This window comes from Kangiella sediminilitoris (assembly GCF_001708405.1).
GTDB lineage: Bacteria > Pseudomonadota > Gammaproteobacteria > Enterobacterales > Kangiellaceae > Kangiella > Kangiella sediminilitoris.
On the sequence record NZ_CP012418.1, the window covers coordinates 36964 to 63232 of the forward strand.

General features: G+C 40.4%; 30 protein-coding genes. 28 read left to right on the plus strand and 2 right to left on the minus strand.

Going from position 1 to position 26269, the window contains the following annotated elements; genetic code table 11:
• The first annotated feature begins 42 nt into the window (after positions 1–42).
• The 20 genes from KS2013_RS00170 to KS2013_RS11800 all read left to right on the plus strand — a co-directional run bounded on the left by KS2013_RS00170 (position 43) and on the right by KS2013_RS11800 (position 14996).
• Complete coding sequence (locus KS2013_RS00170) at positions 43–498, plus strand: hypothetical protein (protein WP_068988248.1); 456 nt, start codon at positions 43–45, stop codon at positions 496–498.
• Positions 499–590: 92 nt separating this feature from the next.
• On the plus strand, positions 591–827 hold the full coding sequence (locus KS2013_RS00175; RefSeq protein ID WP_068988250.1) for a DUF4926 domain-containing protein: 237 nt from the start codon (positions 591–593) through the stop codon (positions 825–827).
• 94 nt (positions 828–921) lie between these two features.
• Positions 922–1326, plus strand: a complete 405-nt coding sequence (locus tag KS2013_RS00180) for a leucine-rich repeat domain-containing protein (RefSeq protein WP_068988252.1) — start codon at positions 922–924, stop codon at positions 1324–1326.
• Between the two features lie 355 nt (positions 1327–1681).
• Entirely contained in the window at positions 1682–2233 is a 552-nt protein-coding gene (locus tag KS2013_RS00185; RefSeq protein ID WP_068988253.1) for a hypothetical protein, read from the plus strand.
• Between the two features lie 57 nt (positions 2234–2290).
• Positions 2291–3052 (plus strand): lysozyme inhibitor LprI family protein, encoded by a 762-nt coding sequence (locus KS2013_RS00190; protein ID WP_068988255.1) that lies wholly within the window; start codon positions 2291–2293, stop codon positions 3050–3052.
• Between the two features lie 156 nt (positions 3053–3208).
• Complete coding sequence (locus KS2013_RS00195; RefSeq protein ID WP_156768935.1) at positions 3209–3502, plus strand: hypothetical protein; 294 nt, start codon at positions 3209–3211, stop codon at positions 3500–3502.
• 789 nt (positions 3503–4291) lie between these two features.
• Positions 4292–5053 carry a DUF6090 family protein gene (locus KS2013_RS00205; RefSeq protein WP_156768936.1) on the plus strand — a complete coding sequence of 254 codons (762 nt, stop codon included), beginning with the start codon at positions 4292–4294 and terminating at the stop codon, positions 5051–5053.
• 48 nt (positions 5054–5101) lie between these two features.
• Positions 5102–5425: an antibiotic biosynthesis monooxygenase family protein gene (locus KS2013_RS00210; protein WP_068988263.1), complete on the plus strand. Its 324-nt coding sequence runs from the start codon at positions 5102–5104 to the stop codon at positions 5423–5425.
• 31 nt (positions 5426–5456) lie between these two features.
• A complete protein-coding gene (locus tag KS2013_RS00215; RefSeq protein ID WP_068988264.1) occupies positions 5457–6095 on the plus strand; it encodes a DUF2306 domain-containing protein in 639 nt (212 codons plus the stop codon).
• Positions 6096–6129: 34 nt separating this feature from the next.
• Positions 6130–6492: a hypothetical protein gene (locus tag KS2013_RS00220; RefSeq protein WP_156768937.1), complete on the plus strand. Its 363-nt coding sequence runs from the start codon at positions 6130–6132 to the stop codon at positions 6490–6492.
• Positions 6493–7006: 514 nt separating this feature from the next.
• The gene (locus tag KS2013_RS00230) at positions 7007–7528 is read left to right on the plus strand and encodes a hypothetical protein (RefSeq protein ID WP_169816848.1); all 522 of its coding nucleotides are present in this window, start codon (positions 7007–7009) and stop codon (positions 7526–7528) included.
• 40 nt (positions 7529–7568) lie between these two features.
• Entirely contained in the window at positions 7569–7985 is a 417-nt protein-coding gene (locus KS2013_RS00235; RefSeq protein ID WP_083217738.1) for a lysozyme inhibitor LprI family protein, read from the plus strand.
• Positions 7986–8092: 107 nt separating this feature from the next.
• A complete protein-coding gene (locus tag KS2013_RS00240; RefSeq protein ID WP_068988272.1) occupies positions 8093–8515 on the plus strand; it encodes a hypothetical protein in 423 nt (140 codons plus the stop codon).
• A 97-nt stretch (positions 8516–8612) separates the two neighbouring features.
• A complete protein-coding gene (locus KS2013_RS00245; RefSeq protein WP_228703684.1) occupies positions 8613–9461 on the plus strand; it encodes a DUF6920 family protein in 849 nt (282 codons plus the stop codon).
• A 286-nt stretch (positions 9462–9747) separates the two neighbouring features.
• Positions 9748–10809 (plus strand): hypothetical protein, encoded by a 1062-nt coding sequence (locus KS2013_RS00250; protein WP_068988274.1) that lies wholly within the window; start codon positions 9748–9750, stop codon positions 10807–10809.
• Positions 10810–10949: 140 nt separating this feature from the next.
• The gene (locus KS2013_RS00255; RefSeq protein ID WP_068988276.1) at positions 10950–11357 is read left to right on the plus strand and encodes a hypothetical protein; all 408 of its coding nucleotides are present in this window, start codon (positions 10950–10952) and stop codon (positions 11355–11357) included.
• Between the two features lie 67 nt (positions 11358–11424).
• Complete coding sequence (locus KS2013_RS00260) at positions 11425–11670, plus strand: TIGR03643 family protein (RefSeq protein ID WP_068988278.1); 246 nt, start codon at positions 11425–11427, stop codon at positions 11668–11670.
• Between the two features lie 146 nt (positions 11671–11816).
• Positions 11817–13538, plus strand: coding sequence for a L,D-transpeptidase family protein (locus KS2013_RS00265; protein WP_068994214.1), 1722 nt, complete (start codon positions 11817–11819; stop codon positions 13536–13538).
• A 101-nt stretch (positions 13539–13639) separates the two neighbouring features.
• A complete protein-coding gene (locus KS2013_RS00270) occupies positions 13640–14629 on the plus strand; it encodes a D-Ala-D-Ala carboxypeptidase family metallohydrolase (RefSeq protein ID WP_068988280.1) in 990 nt (329 codons plus the stop codon).
• A 124-nt stretch (positions 14630–14753) separates the two neighbouring features.
• Complete coding sequence (locus KS2013_RS11800; protein WP_071890088.1) at positions 14754–14996, plus strand: GDCCVxC domain-containing (seleno)protein; 243 nt, start codon at positions 14754–14756, stop codon at positions 14994–14996.
• A 52-nt stretch (positions 14997–15048) separates the two neighbouring features.
• Here the strand turns inward: KS2013_RS11800 and KS2013_RS00275 are convergent, their stop codons facing one another.
• A complete protein-coding gene (locus KS2013_RS00275; RefSeq protein ID WP_068988281.1) occupies positions 15049–15666 on the minus strand; it encodes a hypothetical protein in 618 nt (205 codons plus the stop codon).
• Positions 15667–15990: 324 nt separating this feature from the next.
• Here KS2013_RS00275 and KS2013_RS00280 point away from each other — a divergent pair, with 324 nt between their 5' ends.
• Entirely contained in the window at positions 15991–16878 is an 888-nt protein-coding gene (locus KS2013_RS00280; protein WP_068988283.1) for a sulfurtransferase, read from the plus strand.
• Between the two features lie 85 nt (positions 16879–16963).
• A complete protein-coding gene (locus KS2013_RS00285; protein WP_068988285.1) occupies positions 16964–17887 on the plus strand; it encodes an AraC family transcriptional regulator in 924 nt (307 codons plus the stop codon).
• Between the two features lie 71 nt (positions 17888–17958).
• On the opposite strand, the gene KS2013_RS00290 is transcribed toward KS2013_RS00285, so the two are convergent.
• Entirely contained in the window at positions 17959–18327 is a 369-nt protein-coding gene (locus KS2013_RS00290) for a SpoIIAA family protein (RefSeq protein WP_068994221.1), read from the minus strand.
• A 215-nt stretch (positions 18328–18542) separates the two neighbouring features.
• Between KS2013_RS00290 and KS2013_RS00295 the strand changes: the two genes are divergently transcribed.
• The 6 genes from KS2013_RS00295 to KS2013_RS00320 all read left to right on the plus strand — a co-directional run bounded on the left by KS2013_RS00295 (position 18543) and on the right by KS2013_RS00320 (position 26047).
• Positions 18543–19136, plus strand: coding sequence for a CIA30 family protein (locus tag KS2013_RS00295; RefSeq protein WP_083217740.1), 594 nt, complete (start codon positions 18543–18545; stop codon positions 19134–19136).
• A gap of 125 nt (positions 19137–19261) precedes the next feature.
• Positions 19262–20035: a hypothetical protein gene (locus tag KS2013_RS00300; RefSeq protein WP_156768939.1), complete on the plus strand. Its 774-nt coding sequence runs from the start codon at positions 19262–19264 to the stop codon at positions 20033–20035.
• Positions 20036–20071: 36 nt separating this feature from the next.
• Positions 20072–20488: a hypothetical protein gene (locus tag KS2013_RS00305; RefSeq protein WP_068988289.1), complete on the plus strand. Its 417-nt coding sequence runs from the start codon at positions 20072–20074 to the stop codon at positions 20486–20488.
• Between the two features lie 132 nt (positions 20489–20620).
• Positions 20621–22591, plus strand: a complete 1971-nt coding sequence (locus KS2013_RS00310) for a S9 family peptidase (RefSeq protein ID WP_083217741.1) — start codon at positions 20621–20623, stop codon at positions 22589–22591.
• Between the two features lie 113 nt (positions 22592–22704).
• Positions 22705–23898 (plus strand): hemolysin family protein, encoded by a 1194-nt coding sequence (locus KS2013_RS00315; RefSeq protein WP_083217742.1) that lies wholly within the window; start codon positions 22705–22707, stop codon positions 23896–23898.
• Between the two features lie 118 nt (positions 23899–24016).
• Positions 24017–26047, plus strand: coding sequence for a tetratricopeptide repeat-containing diguanylate cyclase (locus KS2013_RS00320; RefSeq protein WP_068988290.1), 2031 nt, complete (start codon positions 24017–24019; stop codon positions 26045–26047).
• Positions 26048–26269 lie beyond the last annotated feature (222 nt).

Here is a 26269-nt window from a genome sequence, read left to right on the forward strand (position 1 = left end):
CGCCTCCAAATCGGCCGGTTCGCATGGCGTTAAAGGGATGCCATGACTACGACAGACAAAGAAAAACCGAATCGGGAATCGTCTAACCGATGGCAAGGCAGAACTATTGAGCAGTTTGGCTATGCATTAAACTTAATTGTGGGGCTTGCGGTCGCAGCAATTGGCTTCGAGCTTTCTTTGATGCTGAAAGATAACTTTCAGAGTTCAGGTTGGCAAAACTGCTTGTTTAGCATATCACTTTTTTCGCTCATTATATCTGTTGCGCTTGGCCTTTTTTGTATTGTAAATCGTTTACGAGATTTCCGTATTACAGCAAAGGTCGCGAGAAAACGAGAAGATGGTGCGTCAGAATTGGAGTTGCAACCGCTCCGAATAATTGCGAATACGTTAGGGGAGAGAGCTTGGTTGTTGTTTTGGTGGGTAATATCATCATTTGGAATCGGCTTACTTTTATTGTGTATCTCAATTGGCGCAAGTGTCCTTAAAGTAGTTACATGAAAGCTTTTAACAAAGCCATTAACTTGGCACCCTACGGTCGCCGGACGCTCGTAAACTCGCGCCGTTTATGGCGACGTTAAGTGTCTTTAGAGATGGAATTCAATCAATACGACGTAGTTAAAGTTCTAGAGATCCACAATCCTGAAAAGTTAAAGGGTTGTGGCTCTGGCATAGGCTATAGCTCCCCAAAAATTGGAGATATAGGCACTATCGTAGAAATATATACTGACCCATTCTTGGGCTACGATATTGAGTGTAGTGACGAGCAAGGTATTACAAAGTGGCTAACTACTTTTCAGCCATCAGAAATTAAAATGGAATTAGTTTGAACAAACAACACTTAACAAGCAAAGGCAACATCGCCCTTCGGGCTGGACGCGCTAACGCGCGCCGCTGCTTTGGGCGTTATACATATAAAGAGAAATGAGTGACGTAATAATTTTCAAGCTTAGAGAAGAGCCAGGATTCTTCGACGCAAGTGAGTGTTCGGATCAGGATATGTGCAATGTTCCAGAAGAAACAATATGCTTATGTCTTGAGAATGCTCTGGTAACAGATGTAGGTATTTCTCAGCTCCCGCATTTAGCGAAGCTCAGATGTATTGACCTAGATTCAACAAGAATTACAGATAATTCAATGGAGAAAATTGCAACTTTTACATCTCTAGAGGAAGTCTGGATAGAAGACACAGATATTACAGATGAAGGATTCAAGAAACTGGCAGAATTACCAAAATTGAAATATGTGTCATTGTGGGATACGAATATATCAGATGAGGCGTTTGAGTACGTAATGGAAAGAGTGCCTAATTTAAAATATGAAGGTTAATTGAAATAAATGGAGTCAAAGTATAATTATCACTCTTAGTGAGGAGAGTAGGTTTCAGCAGAAATAAATTATACTTTGCCCCCAATTATTAGACCCTGTCTACTCACGCACAAACACGCTTAAATTAACTATAAAAAATTAAGGTGAACAGGCTACTAAAATTAAGATCGCTTTTCTTTTCCTAGCCTCATGGTTTTGTTAGTATCGCCTAGAACAAATAAGACATTAGTGTCCGATTTGTTTGGTATTAGTAGTAAAAACGGATAAGAAAATTAATAACTTAAAAGCATAAGGTTATCGGTGATATCCGGGATATATAATATTAAATAAAAATTTAAATACTGAAGAGGGAAGAATGAATAAAAAACTAAGTGAAGAGCTCAAAGATGTTGAAGATATAGACCTTGATAAACCAAGTTTTGAGGAACTTTGTAAGAAAAATCATCCTGGGCAGTGGAAGACTTTAACAGCGTTAATGTGGTTGATATTTGTTGGATTTGTGTCTGTGTCCATTTTTAACAATTATATGAATTCCAGCGATGCTAAAAGCATAATTGCTAATAACAGCGAGGTTGTTGCCAGCGTTATCGATACCAATCAAATTCTTGAAGACGGAAAATATACAGATTACTCTGTTGACTTAGAACTGATGGTAGATGGAGCCAGGAAAACACTAAACTTGGAGATTCCAGAAGATACTTTTGAGGAAAATTATAAGGGGGCTGAGGAGCTTAAAATCATCTACTCTGGTCCCGAAGAGTACAACCTCAAAAGCTACTATGAGCGTAAATCAAATATGTTTTCAAATTGGATCAGCATTCTCTTTGGATATATTATCGTTTTTGTTTTGCTTTTTATTGGCCGTCATTACTCACTTAAAATGTTATGTGGTAAAGAAGGTGTGTAAGTGGTTTCAAGGGCAGCAAAAGGACGTACCTGAAGGTGCGCCCTTTCTGGCGTCATTATGAGGATCATAGCTAAATATCTGCTCCTGTTCGTACTAAGTAAATCTGCGTTTTCGGCTTCATTTAACTGCGATATAGCAGGGTTGAATGAAGTAGAAAAAATGATTTGTGGTAGCAAAGAAGTCTCAACCATGGATGAACAATTGAGTGAATGGTATACACTGCTGAACCAATCCGATTCTGGATATTTATTCAAATTAATAAAACCTAATCTCAAAGAATCGCAGAGAATCTGGCTTTCTACTCGAAATAAATGTGACGATCTTACATGCCTCAAGAGAGCTTATCGATCAAGAATAGGTGAGTTAAAAAGCTCTTACTTAAACTTCAGAAAGTATTCTTCAAAATCCTTCATAGAGAGCATCCTTAAAAAATTTCCGAATGATTTAAGTGATGAGGAGGTTTCTGTGGAGGAACTAATATCCTATACGCTGGATGAATTCGGGATAGGTCAATATCTTTTTACAACATATCAGGGTTATGGCGGAAACCCCTACGGACATTGCGGTGGTGGAGCATACCGAGGATTTTGGTATATGGAAATAGACACGTCCACAGGAGAAGTGATTGATAAAGATTCTGTCGTATATGGCAACTGCGGAGTGAATGCTGCCTACCTGAGCTACACGATAGAAAGTTCCCTGCCAATAGTTGTAAAAATGTTCGTAGAGAGAAGTTCGGACGAAGAGCCTGTACAATACTTTCATTATAAAATTGGATATCGGGGCAGTAATGAGTTTTTTCGACTAATAAATGAGTAAAGTTCTAGCGCTGGTACCTGTTTGTAAAAAACAAGGCTGTTCTTACCAGCCAAACCCGATACGCAGGCCTCGAAGCCTACTGTTCCTCCCGAGCAGGTTAGCGTCGAAGAGTCATGGAGGGATATTCAGGAGTTTATAGATTCAAACAAACACTGGGTGATCGAAGGCTGCTATACCGATTTACTGGCGCTGGTTGAAGATAAATCGACTAAAATCATATTCATGAAATTGCCAGTCGAGGTATGTATATCAAGTGCGAAGGCCTGGCCTTGGGAACCACACAAGTATGAGAGCAAGCAAGCTCAAGACGAGAATTTAGAGATGCTTATTGGCTGGATAGGACAGTATACTGAAAGAGAAGATACTTTCTCTTACAGTTACTACCAAAAGTTTTATGACAACTTTAGTGGTCAAAAGAGAGTGGTTACACGTAATCAAAATTATATATAACAAGTGGCAGCAATCGTTTTGGCGTATGATGTGCTTGGCTTGATGAGGATTAAATTAGAAGAATGACAGAGAACAGGGATAATAGCGATAGACTAACGATCGAATTTCAGGGAGTTGAGGTTTTATATGTTGCTCCTTAACAAGCCGCGTTATGTGCGCTCATTACTTTCGCAGGAAAGCTCAAGCGCAACGCGATATAACTGCTTATGCGCTAGGCGTTATGCGTAAAATGTTCAGGATAGTCCTTCTGGCTACAACTGGGGGCCTTCTCATTTTGTCGCTTTTATACGCGGCGCTCTGGACTCGATCAGAAATAGGAGGAGATCTTCTGGCCGCTATGCATATTTTAGTGATAGTAAATGGGGTGTTTGTAGGGTGGTTTTTGCGGCCATATGAAAAGTGGCTCTGGAATAAGCCAGGGCGGTATACCCAAGCAGGCTTTGTCATCTTGGTTGCATGCGCTTTATCTTCCTGGATCCTAAGTGCGATGGGCGTGGCATGGGCCCCAATTGAATTGTTCTTTTCGTTCGTCTGGTCCGCGTTGCTGTTAGCCATGTTCACTGGACTTTGGCATTTGCCACGAGTTAGAAAATACAACTCATAACAAGCCAGCTAAAGGCGTTCCAGCAATAGAAAAGTTGACTCAGCAGGATGGACTAATCATAGCCTTTTAGCGGGACGTTAGGTATAAAGAGTAATAGTCCAGCAATAAATATAGGTTTGTTATCTGTCATACTGAGCGTCGTTGCTTGTTGTAAGGACCAATATGGCATTAAGGGAGATGACACTATGATACTCAGACGTTTTATGGAGCATGTAAAAGACCAGAACTGGCTTGCCGTCGGACTTGATTTTCTGGTTGTGGTTTCCGGTATCTTCCTCGGTATGCAGGTCTCCGAATGGAACGACTCACGAAAGGACAGAGAGCTCGAACGTATTTATCTTGAGCGACTGGCCGAAGATTTACAGGAAGATTTACGTGTCTTCACACGAATCTATGATGAAAGCCTGCAGAAGAGAGAATATATCATCTATATTGATGGTTTGATTTCCGGGGACGACACCGATACCTTAGATCCGGTTAAGTTCATGAAAGCGACAGATAATTTCGGTTGGATCAGATCCATGGGCCCGGGGAAAACCACCTGGGATGAGCTTGTCAGTACCGGGCGAATTGAGCTTATCACTAATCATACTATTAAGGCAGATATCGCTGAGTATTATGAACATTTTGATCGCTATCACAGCCATACGCATACCTTTAATGACATTCAGCTGCGCTTTACACGCATGAAGGAGAGATGGTTTTCGGTTGATCAAGTGCTTCGCCATATAAATGAAGGTTTTGAAGGCTTTACCGAACAGGAAGCGCGAGGCATCCTCGAAACCATGCGTCAGGATGATGAACTAAAAAACATCATGTCGTCACTTGCAACAGTGGTGGAAGTCTTCGGCAATTCTGCGCTCAATGATCAGGAGCGCATAAAAAAAATATTAAAAGAGCTTGATAGAGAGGGCGTTAAAGGCGCCAAGCTCGCGTCAACAACCTAAGACAGCTGTAAAGACTTTTGGAAAATAATAATAAAAGGTGAAAGTATCATGCTAGCAGTATTGCTGGAATTTAAAGTAAAGCCAGGCGCAGAAAATAAGTTTGTAGAATATTGGGAGAAGACAACAGACATCATCTACAACAATTTTGGGAGTTTAGGGTCCAAGTTACACAAGGCGGATAATGGTAGATTCGTAGCGTATGCGCAATGGCCTAGCTTAGAAGTTTACGAGTCAGAACAAGGATGGTCAGAACAAAATTCTATTATCAGAGAAAAAATGAGAGCCACATTGGTTAGTGGTAAACCGGCAATATTAAATAAGCTACCGCTTGTGTCAGATTTAACAAAAGAAAAACCATGTGAAATAGAATAAACATAACGTGGAAGAATACAGGGAACCCCCCATGCAATTAATTAACAAAGTCCTACTCTACTTATTAGCAATCGGAGTCGCAGGATATGCGGTTTACGTTTATGGCTTTTTGCCGCTGGGTTCACTGGTGCATCCAGAGATGAGGGCAAATTTCGAAGTTCAACCGATTGGTATCTATAGCCATATTTTTGCTTCTGCTGTTGCCTTGACGCTCGGGCCGTTTCAGTTTTCAACCATGATCAGGCAGCGATACACTAAACTCCATCGTTGGGTCGGACGTGCCTATTTGGCGATAGGTGTTCTGGTCGGCGGCCTGTCGGGCCTTTATATGGCGTTTTTTGCCTACGGTGGCATCATTCCAAAGGTCGGTTTTGCGACACTCGCGGTGATTTGGCTTTATACCGGCTTAAAAGCTTATATTGCAATCCGACGAGGTAATATCGGCGAACACCGAAAGTGGATGATTAGAAATTTTTCACTGACATTTGCTGCAGTCATGTTACGGATCTATCTGCCGCTCTCTATGATCGCGGGTATAGAATTTACTTTGGCCTATGCGGTGATTGCCTGGATATGCTGGGTGCCCAATTTAGTGTTAGCGGAATGGCGAATCAACATCAGGAATAACCACTCATTTAACACGGAAGTACAGGAACAGCGAGCTGGTTAACACGAACGATATATTTTTGAAACGTGTAAATATAATGAGAATAAGAGTAGAAATAGGAAATCCTGAAACTGAGGAATGGGGTGAGTCATTTTATATTGAGCTTGTGCCATATTCAGAAATATTCGCGTTAGAGCATCCTAATTTGCCGCCATACCCGGGCATTGACGATTCAATGGCTGTTAAAGATTTCGACATAGATATTCATGACCAGACAAGAGTCGAAGTTACCGTTAATCATCATGTACCAAAAAACACGGTAAGTATATGTATAAAACATAAGGGCCAAAGTTTTGTGCAAGTAATGGGGGATGCGTGTAACAGTGAGGGTATCGGGTTATCACTGCTATTTCAGGCACCAAACTCTAATTTTCCGATAAATTTAACTTGCGAGTCATAAGAAGTAAATTTTTACCAAACAATAGCATTAGTACCATTTTTAATTTGGCGGATAGGCTTAATAAATCCAAAATAAGGTAAGAATGAGAGGAATTTTTCATTTATCTTTTAGTGCCAAGGACTTCGAAGATACACGAAAATTTTATGAAGTGACGCTTGGGTGCACTAAAGGCAAAGAAGAAGAAAACTAGGTGGATATTCATTTTTTTGGTTACCAACTAACTATCCGTAAGCAAAATAAGTTTTCTAGTGTGATACCAATCGATCACTTCGGGGTAATACTGCAAAAAGATGATTGGCAAAAGCTTTCAGAAAGACTGCAGTCAAACGGTGTTGAGTATGTATTTTCGCCAAAAATTAAAAAATCTAGATTCGGAAAAAGAATCTGGAAAATATATCGTTGAAGATCCTGCAGGGAACTTTCTTGAATTTAAGTATTATTCGGAATTAGTCAATCCGATGAGACACGAGCATTCGCAGAGGGCAACATGAAAAAATTATTAATAGTATTGTTATTGTGCTTAGAAGGAACTGCATATGGAGCAAGCATTACTCTAGAGAGGATTGAAAATAAGGTAAACCTTGGCGAGTATCTAACAATGATTGTCGATACGGTCAAAGACAGCAAAAATAGGATTCGATTCTTCAAGGCAGAGGAGCTTTATGAATACCACTGTTATCAAGACTGCGAATATATATTTCTAACGTCTACAACCGGCCCGGATCTTCCTTATGAATTCTATTCGTATCGAGTGGTTGGCGCAAAAGATATAAAAATATTACCGTACAGCGGAAATGAGACCTGGCGTAACTATGGGTTTGAATGCGGATGGATGGATAGTCGATATACAGAATTAGAGATTACAGATTATACGAATAAGAAAATAAAATTTGCACTTGTTGAACTGAGTGTTCCTGCCAAGAAAGAGGGTGATCTAAATTATAATTCTGTGGAAATGAAGCTGTTACAAAAACGTTACGAAAAGTTACCTTATAGTGCGATACCTCCGAACTGTGTTACGGGACTGGTAGGTTAAGAAGTTAAGGTCAAAAACTGTTACAAAGGAAAATACGATAATGAAAATAAAAGAAATAATATTTATTACATTGTGTGGATTAACTCTAGCCGCAAATGCACAAGAGATAAATTGTGACGAAGTATATACAACCCGAGATATGAACCATTGTGCAAGTGCTGAACTGGACTCGGCTGAAAGAATAATGGGGCAGTATCTGGAAGCTGGGAAAAAAAGATATTCAAATGATGAGATCGTACTCAAATCGATTACTGAGGCACAGGGCGCATGGTTAGCTTACCGAAAAGCTCACTGTGGTTCGGTCCATGATGTTTGGCGTGAAGGTACTATACGTTCTGTAATGTCGATATCGTGTTCTACTGAATTGACAAAAAAGCGTACACATGAAATCTGGGATACATATTTAACTTATATGGATAGTACGTCACCAATCCTTCCTGAGCCGAGTCTAGATTGAGTTAGTAACAAAGGGAGTCAGACTTCGAAAATTGTTTATGTGAGCAGGCTAGACTAGCATTGTTAATCTTTCATCACGCTATAAAAAAGTGTTACTAGGAGTTATAGATGAAAAATATCATAGTAATTATATTTCTACTTACAGCTTCATATGAGGTGCTAGCATGTAGCTGTCGAATGGGAGGTGTTGATGAAAAACTTTCTAAACATGAAGAAGTATTTTCGGGCGTGGTGGAATCTGTTAAATATCTTGATGATGAAAACGTTTTTGGTGATCAGAAAATAATAGTAACTTTTAATGTAACAAAGACATGGAAAGGAAGCGGCCAAGTACAAGTTCTACATACAGCTGATAATGGGGCCGGTTGTTTTGGTTATTGGTTTGAAGAAGGGGAAGAATATTTAATTTATGCATTTAAACAAAAGTCAGGGAAACTGAATACAATGTGGTGTGGTGGAGTTATTCCGAAGAATTATAAAAGTAATGATTTTACGCGTGAGACCTCAGAGCTAAATGAACTAACAGAGTAATCGCGTAACTAAAGCCCGCTGCAATGGGTAACTCAGGGAAAACTATACCAGGCTTAGAAATAAAAAATGCAAATGAAAATAACGTAAGGACAAGGTTATGGAAAAGTGGTTACTGGTAATTGCGGTGATAATAGCGGTAATCATCGTAGTCTTATTCATGGGTTATCTGAGAGAGCAAAAAAGAATAGATAACACATTAGAACGATTAAAGAAGAATAGTGTTGATACTAACAGAGTAGTTAGTTTTTCTTCCCTAGATAACCTTCCGGCTCCGGTGAAACGTTATTTCAAACGTGTTTTAACCGATGGCCAGAAAATAATAAAAACAGCTATCCTAACTCAGGATGGTGTGGTGCGAACCAGTACTGAGTCAGAAAAATGGTTTCCATTTAGCGCAAAGCATTCTGCCAATGGGTTTTCACCGGGATTTCTATGGAATGCTAAACTCAAAACACCTTTAGCGACCCATATTAGAGTTACGGACGGTTACTTTAACGGTGTTGGTTCAGGCAGGGTTAGTTTACTTTCCTCTCTACTCATAGGGTATGAAGAGAATATACCCGAACTAAATACTGGTGCACTACATCGTTATCTGGCGGAAAGTGTGTGGTACCCCACGGCGCTGCTACCGGAGTCGGGTGTGGAATGGAGCGCAATTGACGATAAAGCTGCGCTAGCCACGTTGCGTGATCAAGGAGCAACTGTCTCGCTAGAATTTCATTTTAATAGTTCAGGTGAGGCAACTGGAATTTATACACCGGGACGTTACAGAAAAGAACAAAACAAATATGTTAAAACGCCTTGGGAAGGACACTTTAAGAATTACAAGAAAGTCGATGGGATGCGAGTTCCCTGTTACGGAGAGGTTGGCTGGTACAGCGAGGATCAACTTAAATTAGTCTGGAAAGGAAATATTACCGATTTCAACTATAAGTTCTATGATTAGAAATGAAAAAATTAGCTTAAATTAGAAGGGAAAATTTATTTAGTTTTAAGGGTCAAGATGATAGGGTTCCCCCCTTCATTTTCGGAAATATGAAAATGAGTAAAGAGAGTAGTAAATTAGCTGAAAATGGAATAATAAATAAAGTGGCCCATTATCTTTATAGGGTTGAAAGAAGAGCACATATTCTTGATCAATGACACTATTTACCCGTCACTTCATTTGACGATCAATTTCTATTCAACAATGCCTGAAAATAAATCGGAAAAAATCTAATAGGAGAATTACAATGGCAGAAGCTAGTGGTTATGTCGTAATCAAAGCACCTGAGCAACTGATGAAAACAGTTTTAAATGACTTTGATGATGTTTCTTATGATTCCATGGTTGCTCTTTTCAAACATGCGGGCATCGACGCGACTAAAGGTAGTGACTCATCATCATGGTCTCTTAATGAGTGGGACAGGTTTACTGCTGAGGATATGGAATTAGTAGATGGTTATTTACGAATCATTACTTTTGGTGACGACTGGATGCCGGCTATTAAGACACTAATCAAGGAAGGTAAAGACATAGAAGTCTATGGAAAGATCAGCCATGAATACGGCTTCGATGAGTATTACATACTGAATAAGGACGGTGAGTCCTATTTTGAAAATGTGGATTTTGAGGGTGATCACAACGTCGAAAGAGAAGAGGAAATCGGAGAAATTTGGTTACAGATGGCTCCTTTAGAAATAAGGGAGGATTTGTCAGAATCAATCGATATAGAAGAAGATATTGAAGAGGATGAAGACAATGAAGAAGATGATGTTTGGTCACCTACAGAGGAATCTGATTTTGTTCAGGAATATGAAGGTTTCGTACATATTAACGAAGCATTATTAAATCCAGAAATATACGAAACAAAATATCTAAAGAGAGCCCTGGAGTTAGGCGCTCAGCTGGTAAATCCAGAGCCGCATGGCTGGAAAAAGTTACCTACCTCAAAGCTTACGGATGTCATCAGCAGTCTTGAAATTGATGCAGACACTAAAACTAAAATAGCGATTGATATGCTTGAGAATTATGACTTTAACTTAAACACTGTGTATAAGGTGAGGTCGGGAAAGTCTGGTACGGCATTAAGCGTAGCTGCAGGTAATGGCCTGGTGGATGTGGTCAATAAATTAATAGAAAAAGGCGTAGAGCCTGACTTTGCTGGTGAGCATTGCCCAATAGAAGCGGCTCAAAAGACTCTAAAAGTTTTACCGCTTGTTATTGATTATGAGCCACTAGATGAACAAGGTAGTGAAGAGGACTTAAAAGAAGTTATTAATATTCTGGAGAAACTGCAAAAAGAACAAGCATAATTTAAGGGAAGAAAAAACCAGCGTAGTGGAGTCCAGTGAGAAAGTAATAAGTAATTATTCATCTATGGCTCACTGCGCTACTTCCAGAATTATGCCGCACAATAGAAGCAGAATACATTAATTAAAAAAGGGTAACCATAATGAACAAAGATACAGTGTTGACTGAGTATGAGTCTGATTTAAATACCGTTATGACTGCAGACCTCAGGAGTGAAGAATTTAGGAAGTCAGAAGCAAATATTATAAAAATATTAAAGGACCTACGAGGTAACATAACCGACAAAGATTTAGAGCGTCTAACAAAAGTACTTGATGGATATGGCGGTAAAGAAATACTGGTGGAACTTGCATATACCTTAGGCGAGCTTGGAACGGAAAAGTCATTTGATTATTTATTACTGATGTTTAATCGGAGTTTTGAAGACGGGTGTGAAGAGTACGATACCGCCATGGCCTGTTTCGAAGAAATGGAGTCAATGGATAGGGATAGAACGAAAAAAGAGGGTGTTTATGAGAGCTACACTTTTGAGCGCATTATGTTCGGTTAAAGTACTCACCTATTATTGACGTCAGCTAAGTACAATAAAAATACCAGAAGCTAATGTCCAAGAGAGTATGGAGAAAAGTGACGTAGATCGAATAATCGAAATGGCCTGGGAGGATAGAACACCCTTTGAGGCCATTGAGACCCTATATAACTTACCAGAAAAAGACGTAATCGCGCTGATGCGAAGGGAGCTGAAACCGAGTAGTTTCAGGCTTTGGCGGAAACGTGTATCAGGACGCAAAACCAAGCATAAGAAACTCAGACACCCCGAAGTGGAGCGCGGGTATTGCCCGACTCAGTACAAACATAGATAAGTAGTACAGCTCCTAATCGACTTATTGAGCCTTAACTCTTTGATAAATAATGCCCTCTAGACATCATCCCTATAGGTTCGAAAACCGGCTAATAAAGGACTATACTTAATAAAGCTAGGAAGCTATTTCAAAGTCGGAGTATGGAGATGAGATATAGGCTCATACATGGCATTACGATCCGCCACCTGTTACCTGTCGTGGCTATCGTCAGTGCTGTCTGCGTTTCCAGCCATAAGGTTTTAGCCCAGGCCCCCCCTTCACCCTTAAAGGCAAATACTATAAATAATGCCGGATCGTTTAGTTACCAAAAAGTTAATAAACCAATCAATCAAAGCTTAAGAAATCACTCAGAGAGGGAGAGATTATTGGAGCTGAATGCTTCACTGAATAATCTGGATGAAACTTATCATCTCTATAGTGAAAAAGATTTCGATATGCTTTGGGCGCCTGTATATCGCCAAGGAAACCCAGTACAGGAGCTGGTTGCTTATCTAAAAGATATCCATACTCAAGGGTTAAGCGCGCAGGATTATCACCTTCAGATGTTGGATGAAAGATGCCTTATTCCTGACACTAAAGTTGTAGAAGACTGTGACATTTTGCAAACGGACGCAATTATCGGTCTGACGCATGACCTGCAGTCGGGCAAGATTAATCCAAACAAACTGTTCGAAAAGACAGAGGTGATAAAGTCAGAAAGAGACTTTCTGCTAAGTATCGAAAGAGCCCTAATAGCACCAACGTTAAAATCGTATTTTGAAAGCATTGAACCATCCTCAAACGAATATCAGTCAATGAAATACTACCTTAAAGATCTCTCCCAAAGACAGATTCCAGCTTGGGAACCCCTGGCTTTAAAACCTTCAATCAAGCCAGCGATGGTTGACTCAAGATTAAGTCCTATTATCGAGCGACTGGTGTTTTGGCAAGACGTGTCTCCTGACTGGTTAGAAAAGGCGCCGTTTGGTTTGGTGTATGAAGGGGAGTTAATCAAGGCCGTTGAACGATTTCAGTTGCGTCACGGGTTAGAAGTGGACGGCGTAATCGGAAAGAAAACCATCGCAGCCTTAAATATAACCCCCCAGGAGAGAGTTAAGCAGTTAGCAGCGAACCTGGAAAGAATCCGGTGGTATGGAGCGGAACAATATGAAAGATTAATTAAAGTAAACATTCCAAGCTATGAATTGTGGGCGCTTGAGGGTGGCGAATTACATTTGAGGAAAGCGGTTATCGTTGGTGAAGTAGAGCGACCAACACCAATTTTCGAGGATAAAATCCAATACCTGGTGTTAAATCCTACATGGGTCGTTCCCTGGGAGCTAGCAAGAAAAGATAAATTACCACTGATTCAGGAAAACCCCAGGTACCTGCTCGATAATCAGTTCAGCGTATACTTACAGGACTTCAAAATTAATGATCCAAATGATATCGATTGGAGAAAAGTCACAAAAAACGAATTTCCTTATCGTTTAGTACAGGCGGCGGGGGCTCATAATGCTTTAGGACAAGTCAAATTTATGTTCCCTAATCCGTATGAGGTGTATTTGCATGACACACCTGCTAAGTCATTGTTTAATAATGATTTAAGAGCATTTAGCTCGGGTTGTATCAGGGTGCAGGATCCGATGGATCTGGTGTGGTGGATACTTAGAGCCGATGGATTGAATGATATCGATATAAAAAAACAATTGAACAAAAAATATACAAATACGGTATATTTAGCATCCGCGGTGCCCATACGACTGGAGTATCGGACTGCCTACTTGGGGCAGGATAACACGATTCAGTTTCGTGCTGATATTTATCAGCGTGATAAGAAGCTGTATGAAGCATTGCAACAACCTGTGGCAAGTACTCACTTGCATTAATTTTCAAAGGATTTATATCAAAGGGTCAACAGGATGGTCCAGGGCATTATTTTGTTTTTAATATTTGTTCACTGTATACAGTGAAGGAGCTTTTACGACCGATGACTAAACTGAATGACTTATATAAGGGGCGAACGACCTTGGCTTTACTGATGATAGTTGCCATCTGGGTCTTATCTCCAAAACAAGCGCATGCAGTGACCCAAACTAAGGACTATCAAAGTGGTAAAGCATCTTTTGATCTGAACGTAAATAATAAAAACATTCCTTATGAATTATTTTTCCAAACAATAATGCCCGGGCAAACGCTACAAATGAGCTCAAATAGAAAAGAGCTTGTAAGTCGTGTTGAGCTAGGAAAGGGATGGCAAGACCTGAATTGGCGGAACGGACTGTTAGAGTGGAAAGCACCAAAAACACCAGGGTTATACCGGATTGAAACAATGGATAAAGATAGTGATCAGAAAATAACCCTATCAGTGTTTGTGCTTCGACCTGCCAGTGAAATGAAAAATGGCGTACTGAATGGCTACAAAATTGGTAACTACCCAAAACCATTAAAGGGGCTGGATGCATATGCCGCACCTGAAGGGTTTATAGAGGTAACACCGAAAAATAAGAGTACACGAATTACTCCGCATTTCACGTTGGAGCAGTTCTTATGTAAACAGGCAGGTGGCTATCCAAAATATGTCGTGCTGAAGCAGAATCTCCTGGAGAATTTAGAAAACCTGCTGACTGACGTTAATAGGAAAGGTATTCGCGCAGACAGTTTTGTGATCATGAGCGGGTATCGTACACCGGCTTACAACAAGGCCATTGGTAATGTAGCCAATAGCCGTCATATTTATGGTGATGCTTCGGATATTTATATCGATTCAAGGAAATCTGGGATTATGGATGACATTAATGGCGACGGAAAAATTAATAAAGATGATGCCCATTATTTATATAGCGTTGCTAACAATCATGCCATCCATGACCACCGTGATGATTTAGTAGGTGGTATTGGAGTTTATAAAGCCAATGCAGTGCATGGACCTTTTGTACACGTTGACGTCAGGGGAACCAGAGCACGCTGGGGAATATAACTAAAAAGATCGATTAGGCCACCTCAACGGTGGCCTTTTTGATCTAGGAGCTAATGAATATCCTGCAGGGATAAAGTAATTACTTTATAAATGAAAGCATTGATGAAAAAATAAATCATAAACCATGACAAATGATTGTTATTTCAGAGGAGTCATTGTGAAAAAGGTTATTTTAGAATCCGTTATTACTTGCCCAGAGTGCGGTCATCAGAAGGAAGAAGTAATGCCTACCGATTACTGTCAGTTTTTTTATGACTGTGAGGCATGTGGAACAGTATTAAGGCCGAAAGAAGGTGACTGCTGTGTTTACTGCTCTTATGGTACGGTTAAGTGCCCGCCAATTCAGGAAGGAAAGTGCTGCAGTTAAAGAAAGGGCCAAAATTCAGAAAAGATTGACCCTTTGTTATTGGAAATAAAAACTAGTAATGCTGGTTTAAAGCATCATTAACAATATGAGCAATTTTATTGTACTGCTCTTTGGTTATATCCTGCTTAAGGCCTCGCCCATCATTAATCACTATTGTCCAGCCTTTGTCGGATTCGACACGAATTTCATAGCCAGCGGTGGTTGTTGAGGTTTCCTTTTTAAAGGCGGTAAAATCCAGACCTGCATAGTCTTCATTGATCTCTGAGCCAAACCCAGTACTCATGCGATGGTATGATTTATCACCAAAATAAACCGTAACAGTAGGACCATTCCACGAGCAGCCTGCTTTAGGACCAAATGAAGCATTTTCTCTAACACGGCCGCCAGTATATTCTTTATTGAAAACACCCCCAACAGCACTGATTTGCTGACAGAAGGTTTCAGCATCAACAGAAATTTTGGGCTTTGGCTGAACAATTTCAGTAGTGTTAGCGGGCTGATTTTGTATTGAAGTGTCTACCTGAGGAGTCTGGTTGTCTTTAGGAGACTGAGTATCACTCAGGGCATAATAAGCAATGCCCCCACCAATCGCTAAAACTGCAATAATAGTTATCACTGCAGATGAGGCTAACCCTTTTTGTAAATTGCGTGAAAAGTTAAATATTGTCATTGTGTAACTCCTTTTATAGTTGGCTCAATTAATAGAAAAATATGAGCCTTTATTCCTGCCAATCATAGCACAGCAAAAATAAAACAGTATGTGCAGCTGTTTGTAAACACTCACTAAGAAGTAGGTTCAATAAATAAACTTCCTGGGTATGACCTTGTGCTTAGCTGATTGCTGCCACTAGTTGTGAGGAGTATTATAAAGTATTAGGTTACTGGGAAAGGTTTGTAGCGGGTTGCTACTGTCTGAACAGTACATCAATACTTAAGCCTTTTCTGATAATCGCTAACTAGTATGCCGTTTAATCATTAACGGCAGGGAGTGGTTGTGGAAAATTTCAGTTCTAAGCCCTTCAATGAGCACTCTATAAAACCACTGGTTGAGACCGAATGGTTAGAGAAACATTTAAATGATCCTGACTTGCGGATAATCGATGCAACAGTTCAGGTAAGTTTGTGGCCTTTCCCTCGAATCAAAAGTGGTTGGCGGGGTTTTAAACGTTGCCACATACCCGGTGCTATATTTATTGACCACAGAAAGTTAGCAGATCCAGCCAAACCTTCCTACACTTTTACCTTACCTCCAAAAGAACATTTTGCAAAAATGATAGGAAGTGCAGGAATAGGCAACCATCACAGGGTTGTCATTTATGATAGCAGAGAAAATATGTGGGCGGCTCGACTTTGGTGGATGTTCCGAAAATTTGGATTTGATCAAGTCGCGGTATTGAATGGTGGCTTGAAAGCTTGGTTACAAGAAAAAAGAGCCACTAGTAAAAAGGTATCAAAGTATTCAGAAACAACATTCACGCCTCAAGAGAGACGAGGTCTAATCGTAAATAAGGAAGTTGTTTTATTAGCGCTAGAAGATAATAACACCTGCATTGTCAGTGCCTTGGGGCGGCGACAACATCGAGGAGAAAAGAATGAATATAAAAGGCGGGGACATATACCGGGGGCAAAAAATGTTACGGCCTGGGAAATACTGGATAGAGAGACTGGTCGCTACCGCTCCAGGGAAGAGCTACGGGTAAAATTTGAAGAAGTGCTTAAATTGCCAAAAATAATAACGTATTGTGGAGGGGGTATAGCAGCATCCAGTGATGCCTTTGTCCTAAATTTATTAGGTCACAAAAATGTGGCGGTTTATGATGGCGGTTTGATCGAGTGGGGGTCGGATCCGAAATTGCCACTGGAAATTGATACCGCCGTATAGAATTTATCAGCCGATTTAGATTGATCTAAAGTATTATAAGGGTCATTAGATGTGACGGTTTAGTTGTAACTGAACAGTAAACAGTATGAAAAACGAATATAAAAAAAGAATAGAAAGAGTAGTTGAGTACATAGAGGATAATTTAAGGGAAAGGATATCTTTGGCCGATGTAGCCAAAGTTAGTCATTTTTCCGTATATCATTTCCATAGAATATTTACTGGAATTAAAGGCGAAACTGTTAATAACTACATAGCGAGAAGACGGTTAGAAAAAGCTGTGAATATGCTGATCTTTAAATCAGAAATTTCCATAACGCAGATTGCTCTAGATAGTGGATTTTCATCAAGTGCCAACTTTGCCAAAGCCGTTAAGCAGCATTTTGGCTATACACCATCCGAAATAAGAAATCCCGAGAAAATAAAAGATAGCAAGATTGGAAAACTATTTAGCAAATATGGAAAAGCGTTTGAGCCTTCAGATTTATATCCTACCCGCGTCAAAGATGACGTGATAAACAAACAAAGTGTAGAGGATATAAAGATGAAAGTAGAAATACGAGAGTTAGATGCAATGAGCCTTTGTACATTAGCTTCTGAAAATGGTTATCAAATGGAATCGATTTATGATACCTGGGATAAACTGATCAGCTGGGGGCGTAACGCTGGAATAAAAGAAGATGCGCAACAAAAGTTTGCACTGGCTTATGATAATCCGACAGTAACACCCATTGAAAAATGTCGTTACACAGCCTCTATAGTGGTTGATAATGATATTACAATTAATGAACCATTTAAAAGAAACGAGATCCCATCAGGAAAATACGCGGTAGTTTCCTTTAAGGGCCAGCCAGAAGAAACTTTAGACACACAGTTAAGTTTATACTCGGAGTGGCTACCTGAAAGTGGCTTTGAACCCGATAATTTTCCGATGATGGAAAAATATCTAAATGATGCGAGGATCGATGGTCATTTGGAAATGGAGATTTATGTAAAGCTGAAAGATTTATAATTTATAAAAGGTAAAACCCTTTGGTGGTGCTAAATAATTGCACCATCAAAGAAAAAATGTGAAATGTCGTACTACTCCCCGAATAAAACCCAGTTTTTAGCAGCTTGAAAATCATCATAGGCATAATGCTTAATTTCAGCACTGACAAAATGGCTGGCTACGGATTCACCAAAAGAACCCAGCGCTGAGTCGGTTACTAAGGCAATACGCCCGACATGTTTATGATGTTCTCGAACAAAGCGTAAATGTGACATCAGTGCAGCGAAGGAGTCCCATCCGGGAAATGAGCGCGTCCTGATGATAATGCCATTGAGCTTACCGTGCTTTTCAATAACAGGATCTATCAGTTGAGCGGCATGTTGAAAGTCATGATCGGTTAACGCGCCTTCAGGCTCAAGAATTGCCAATGCATGAGCTGTATCAGTAGTAACGTGAAGCATATCCATGTCCTCTCTTTTTACAACCTGCTGTTAAGAAGTAGCATAATATAAAAAAGAAAAAATGGTAATGACTGAATCCTAGGGTTTAATTACAAATGATTTTTCTGTTAATTGGTATCATTGGAATAAGATAGAAATAGGTGACGCAGTCATAACAAAAAATTCATTTGCTAAGTACTAAAGTAAATAAGATTTAATGGAAAAGCTGGGTATATATGATGAAGTGTAAATGCTGGATGGCGATGGCTATAACCTTAGGATTGACTCTGATGATATCTAAAGATGTGCAAGGGGCTGGTAGTGAAAGGGAGTTAATGATTACTGATTTCAGTCCACAAACTGAAAGTTTTGAGTGGTACGTTCAGAATGACAATGTTATGGGTGGTCGAAGTAAGGGTGGGTTTGAGCTGAAAAAAAATCTGATGGTGTTTTCAGGTAGTACAAATACTAATGGTGGTGGGTTTAGCTCTGTAATAACACGCTCGATTGATGCTGACCTGTCGGAATATGATGGCGTAAGAATCAAGGTTAAGGCTGATGGTAGGCGTTATATCTGGCAATTACAGAGTAATGCACGATGGAGGGGATACATAGTTAACTATTGGGCATACTTCGATACAAAAGATGGTGAATGGATGGAAGTGGATATTCCATTCGAACAGTTCTATCCTCAGATACGTGGATTTAAACTTAGCGGACCTAATATTAATCCAGCAGAAATTAAAGGTATGGGGCTGTATATTTATGATAAAAAGGACGGACCCTTCGAACTCCATCTCGACAGCGTCAAAGCCTATTCAGTAAACTAAGTATAAACACTTAAGAATACTCTGATACCAATTTTCAGAGCAAAAATCTGAGCAAAAAAAGTAGTTATGGTAAGGTGGTTAGTAAGTAAGGATTAATAATGAAAGGGTATTGAATGGAGCGCGCAATGAAGGCTTTTAGTACAGTATTGTTGACACTGCTACTCCCTTTAATAATCGCTTGTGGTTTTACAGGTGGGACAAGGGTACTGCTTGTTAAACCGGATAAAACGAATACCCCTTTATCAAAAAATGTTACTCTCAATTCCTTTCATGTGGAAGATAATGCGATTTTCCGCTATACACCGGGGAGACCTCTTTCAACCACTGGCCTTGGAGCCTTCGATGAGGATGATAAAGAGAACTTCGAAGCATCACTTAAAAAATCTTTAACAATATTAAATGTAAATTCTAATCCAGGTAAAAATGACGCATTAATGCTAAAAGTTTTATTAAGAAGAAATGTTCTGGCTGCTGGTTCGGTATCAATAGTAAATTTTGGGATCTATCGCTATGCGCTATTTGACAGTAGAAATAATAAAGTTTACGAGGAGCAGTTTTATGTAACTCACTCTAATCTTGAGAACAGACTCGAAACGATAGGCAGAATCAAAGATGGCCTGCACAGAAAGGCATTAAGGAGAATAGTGAGCCATTCAGCAGCGTTCGCATCTAACAGGGACCCCAGCACATTGGAGCCTATTGAAGGCACCTTTAAAACCATGGAACAGGTCCTTCCTGAACTAGTCTCGACGTTTGTATTATTACCTGTTGTGACTTACCGGACATCGGCTAACCCAGTTCCTGGTCTGACCCTTCCCTCGGGAACAGCGATTAAAGGGGGAGAGGAAGGTAGGTTGACCTGGAAGCAGTTTGATAGAATCGAAACAGTGAACTGGTAACGTCCTAAAGAATATTTTAAAACACAGGAAGTAAATATGCCTAACAACGATAATACATGCTGGTTTTGTGAAAAAAGAGTCACTGAACAAATATATCAGGTTAATGTAAAAAAAGATGATGCTCGTGAAATAATAAAAGTACCTGCCTGTGAAAGCTGCCAGACTATCCATCAAAAAGTCGTTAAACACTCATTGATTATATTTTTTACCATTGCTGTTGGTGGCGCCGTTGCAACGATGCTTTACATCCTGGCCAGTTCGACTGAATTTTCGGGGTCCGGCATTTCGATTGGTGCCGGTATTGCTTTGGCCTGGAGTATCCCCGCATTATTTATAGCTTTTTTATGGAATAAGAAGTTAAGCAAAGGTGTTAAACCTCAACGAAAAATATTGCAATACCCGCCGCTGAAAGACAAATTGGATAGTGGATATCAAGTAGCTCCGCTTCCTTAACTAAAGCTTCCTAAGACGTAACGTCGACTTTTTATTGACGTTGAGTTAGCTAAGGTAGTCTCAGTTGTATATCCATAATAGCAATATTAAGATGTCTCACAGATCAATTAAAAGAAGTACGAAGGTAGGCTCATGAAGAATAAGTTCAGTTATGTATTGGGCTGTCTGTTGGTAAGTGCAAGCTTGACCGCAGCGACAGTTGAAAAAAGAACGTTAAATAATGGCAACCTGATTCTGGAAGATATTCCTGAAATACCGCAGCAACTGGTCGACGATTTAAATAGATACCAGAATGTTCGTTCAGCATCGTTTAATGGCTGGTCCGAGACAGGTAACGGTTTATATATCAAAACTCGTTTTGGTGATGTTAGCCAGCTACATCGAGTGTTGAAACCCGGTGGTGCCAGACACCAGTTAACTTTCTTTCAGGAACCCGTGGGTCAAGTAGCGATACGCCCGGATAGCCAGTCCCTGGCATTTACTATGGATGCCGGAGGCAGTGAGTTCTCACAGGTTTTCCTGATGGATCTGGATAGCGGTAAATACAGAATGATTACCGACGGCGAATCTCGAAATGGTGCGCTAAGGTGGAATGATGATGGTAGTAAACTGGCCTATCAAAGCACACAACGCAACGGCCGTTCAAATGATATCTGGATAGCGGATGTTGATTCAGACGAAAAAGTTAGGCATAAAATGGTGGTGCAGGCCGAGGATGGGAGCTGGTGGGGACCATCTGCTTTCAGTGAAGGTGGTGACAAGTTACTGGTACAGCAATATGTTTCTGCAAATCAGTCAATGGTTCATGTTAAGGAATTGTCCTCAGATAGTTTGTCGCGAGTTGCGGGTAATAGTGAAAAAAAGTCGAGAAACTTCGCCTTAGATTTTACCGCTGATGGAGAAAGTATATTCATACTAACGGATCGCTATAGCGACTTTAATCAATTAGTAGTTAAAGAACTGGCCAGCGGTAATGAAACAGTTATTACGAAAGACATTCTGTGGGATGTTAATAACTTCATTCTCAACGATGCTAAGTCGATGGCAGCATTCACTACCAATGAAGACGGAATGAGCAAATTGTATCTGCTTGATACAGACTCGCTTGACTATGTAGCAGTTGATGATTTTCCAGTAGGTGTCGCAGGTTCCTTGGCTTTCAATAAGAATGGAGATAAGTTGGCGCTTCAGTTAAATACTGCAAAAACACCAACCGATGTTTTTGTCCTAGATATTCAGTCGGATTTAAAGTCCGGGAAACTAGAGCGCTGGACATTTAGTGAAGTAGGTGGGTTAAACACAGATAAATTTGTTGAGCCAGAACTAGTGCATTACCCTACCTTTGATCAGGTGAATGGTGAACCAAGAAAAATCCCTGCTTTTGTATATAAACCCAAAGCTGACGGTCCACACCCAGTAATTATCTCAATTCACGGTGGTCCAGAGAGTCAATATCGACCAAACTTCAGCAGCACGGTGCAGCTTTGGATAGAGGAAGTAGGGGCTGCAGTCATAGCACCAAATGTCCGCGGTTCAGCGGGATATGGTAAAGAGTATGTCGCACTTGATAACGGTTTTAAGCGTGAGGATTCGGTTAAAGATATCGGCGCATTGCTGGATTGGATTAAAACCCAGCCGGATCTTGATGAAGATCGGGTAGTTGTTATTGGCGGTAGTTATGGCGGCTATATGGTTCTTGCCAGCGCTGTCCACTATAGCGACAGACTGAAAGGAGCTGTCGATATTGTGGGTATATCAAACTTTGTAACTTTCCTAAAAAATACCCAGGACTATCGTCGTGATTTACGTCGGGTAGAATATGGCGATGAGCGTGATCCGGCAATGAGAAAGCACCTTGAAGAAATCAGTCCAAATAACCATGTTGATAAAATTAAGGTGCCGATGTTTATTGTTCAAGGTGAGAATGATCCTCGTGTGCCCGTAACAGAAGCAACGCAGATGGTTGCTGCACTGAGAGAAGCTGGAGATAAGGTATGGTACATGAATGCCCTGAACGAAGGTCATGGTTATCGTAAGAAAGAAAACCGTGATGTTTATCAACAAGCGGTGGTGATGTTCTTCAAAAAACACCTGTTACCATAATATTTCCTTGCAATTAAAGCCCTGCTCGCAGGGCTTTTCTAATGCTGTTTATTTGCTATCCACATTAAAACTACCCTAAAATCATCCTATCTCCTTTTTTAACAAGGCTATGCATGATTCTTCTTGGGAAGATAAAACCTGTATCTATTATCGTTACTTCATTGTTATTGTTGTTTAGTAGCGGAGTCGAGGCCGCGGAGGGTGCGGTCACCGTCGATCGGTGGGATATTATTCTGCTTTCGGTTTACATTTTTATTGCATTATTTTTTTCATTTGTATGTTCAATTGCAGAAGCTGTACTGTTAAGTATAACTCCTTCCTATATAGAGCACCTTCAGCAGGAGAGACCAAAGAGAGCGATACTATTACGACGTTTGCGTCTGGATAATGTGGATCGGTCGTTGGCGGCTATTTTAACGCTGAATACCATCGCTCATACCGTGGGAGCAATCGTGGCCGGGGCAAAAGCAACAGTGGTCTTTGGTAATGCCTGGATTGGTTTATTTTCTGCCCTGATGACGTTGGCGATTCTATTTTTCTCGGAGATTGTGCCGAAAACCATTGGCGCTGTGTACTGGGAAAGACTTGCTCCAGTAATAGCAGTATTCGTCCGCTGGTTAACCAAAGCATTATACCCATTAATATGGATCTCCGAAGGATTGACGAAGTTAATTTCTAAAGGAAAACAGCAGCATATTTTCAGCCGGGAAGAGTTCCTGGCAATGGCGGGGTTGGGTAAGAAAACGGGAGATATTGATGAGCATGAGTCGAGGATCATCAATAACCTTTTCCGGCTAGGCTCTTTAAAAGCGAAGGATATCATGACGCCAAGGCGTGTTATTCATTATCTGCAGGAAAATGATCAGATCGCGGAAGTCTTTAATCATGTAGTAGAGTCTAAGTTTTCAAGGATCCCTATTTACAGCGAGGACATTGATGACATAACGGCTTTTGTCCTAAAAGATGACATATTGATGGCACAGGCTCAGGGAAAAGATGACTGTGAGCTAAAGCAAATTCAGCGTGAAATGGTATGTGTGCTGGATGAAATGTCCCTGCCTAATTTACTGGAAACTCTTCTTAACCAGAAGCAGCACATTGCTCTCGTGGTAGATGAGTATGGTGATACCAGAGGTTTAGTGACGCTTGAAGATTTGGTCGAGACACTGCTTGGTATGGAGATTATGGACGAGGTAGATGAGGTCAGGGATATGCAAAAGCTTGCCAGAGAGCAGTGGCTGCATAGGGCACAGGCCAGGGGATTGATTGATGAGGAAATTGATCAGAATGAGACGGATAATCCTTAGGCCGTTTAAATTGTGATACTGGTATAACCACTTGTAAAATTTATCCAAAATGTGAGCTTTGTGTTTGACCTGAGTTGTGCTAGGTTATAAGTGCTGTTCATATTAGGTGGATTTATCGGTGCTACAAACTTTCACTCAACAATTCCTTTGCTTCAATAAAAGCTACGATGTTAATCGGGGGCGGTCGAGCCAGTCCCGGATAGCATTCTCGAACAGCAACCTCAGGGTAATTGCTCTACTTTTTTTTCTCCTAACCTCCGTTTCAGTTTCATATGCAACAGATGCAAGTAATGCTGAAGATTCTCTGAATGAGCAACAAGTTGCCTTCGATAAGCTCTACGAGAGTATTGATACTGGTGAAGTAGAGATTGTCACTCTTGAGGATAGGGATGAATATATGGCGTCGCTTGAAGCTGCTATCCCCGAGGGTGATGACATCCGGCGACGTCGATATGAATTCTATGTCTGCATGACCGGTTATGGCTTTGAGTTCAGTAAAGGGATTGAAGTTGCAGAGCAATATATTGCGGAAGCAAAACAGGCAGAAGATCAGGAAGCTATCGCGCGCTTTTACTATTGCCTTGCTGAATTTCAGGCCTCTACCTCCTTGTGGAAAAACTCTATTGAATCTATCAATGCATCAATAGAAGCATCAAAGTCAATTGGTCATAAAGAATACTGGGCCTGGGGTCTGGCATTCAGATGTTCCATTCGATCGCTAGTCGGAGAGTTTGCAGAGTCTTTGGTGGACTGTTTAAAAGCACGTGAGCTCTATGGTCAGGCTAATAAAGAAGCTACGGGTGACGAGCTTTTGTTTGATATTGGGATCGCATATCGACGTATTGGATTCAATGACAAAGCCCTTGAATACTTCAATGAAATGGAGGAGCTTGCAGTAGATCAGGGATTATTGCTGGGGCAGATACAGACAATTATCCAAAAGAGCTTCATATTTTATAATAAAGAAATGTATGCCGAAGCATTGGACTTGCAGAAGAAAGCATTAGAGTTGGCAGATGAGCAGGAGGACTATAATGGTCAGGCGGCCAGTGCCAGAGTGGCAATGGCAGGTACACTAATTAAATTGCACCGATACTCAGAAGCAAAGCAGCAGCTCGATCAGGCTCAAGAACTAATCAATCAATTTGGAATTACAAACAGTAATGAAATGATCGAAATGCAGATGGGGATGGCGTTAGATGGTCTGGAGCAGCCGGAGTTAGCCGTGGAGTATTATGATAGGGCCGAGGATCTGATGAAACGGGGAGGAAACCGTCGTTACCTGTCAATGCTGTACGAAGCGCGTTCAAAAAATTATGAAATGCTGGGTCAGGAAAAAGAAGCACTGCAGATGATGCAGAAACATCTGGAGTTATCCAGGATCCTGGAAAAAGACAGGGAGCAACAGCAGATACTGGTGTTGCGTTATCAATTTGATAGTGAGCGTAGTGATTTAGAAAATAAGAAGCTGGTAGCGGAAAAGAAATTAAAAGAAACGGAAGTAGAAGCATTAAAGAAGACTCAGCGCTGGCAGCTGGTGGCGATAGTATTAGGCGGTTTATTGTCTCTCGTATTGGTGATACTTATTGTTCGCCAATTTGGCTTATCGAAGCGGTTAAAACAGCAGGCGCTGACTGATAGTTTAACGGGTGTAGCTAACCGTCGTCATATTGAAAGTTATTGTAAGACTGTTCTGGAACAGGCCAAGCAACATTCAGCTGACGCCAGTATCATTGTTTTTGATATTGATAATTTTAAACAAATTAATGATAAGCATGGTCATGTGGTTGGAGATGAAGTGCTGAAGAAGTTAAGCGAATTTTGCCAAACAATGTTACGTCAATTGGATAAGCTTGGACGATACGGTGGGGAAGAGTTTTTAGTCGTATTGCCACAGGCAAATCTTGAGAACGCTTATCAGGTAGCAGAACGCCTTCGTCTCGGTTTACAACAAATTTCCTTTGGCAGTAACGATCAGCCGTTTAATATTACTGTCAGCCTGGGTGTTGCTGAATATGATAAGAATGAAACGATGGATCAGCTGATTGATCGAGCTGACGAAGCGCTTTATAGAGCTAAATCTCAGGGTAGAAACATGGCACTTGAAGCTAAATCGACCAGGGAAAACAAGGACAAGGTCGACACTTAGAATCCGGTATTCCTGAGGACAGTTTTAGACTGTTATTATAGTGTATTGTGATTTATCTAAAAATCACCAAAAAATAAAAATCTTATATTTCAATAGTTTATCTCATATTTATAGTTTTGTGATTTAGCCTAATTAAATTACTTTCTTTATAAATCAATGAGTTAAATGGTTTTTTAGAAGAAAGACTTTCTCCGCAAAATATTCTAAATCGTCAAGGCTCGT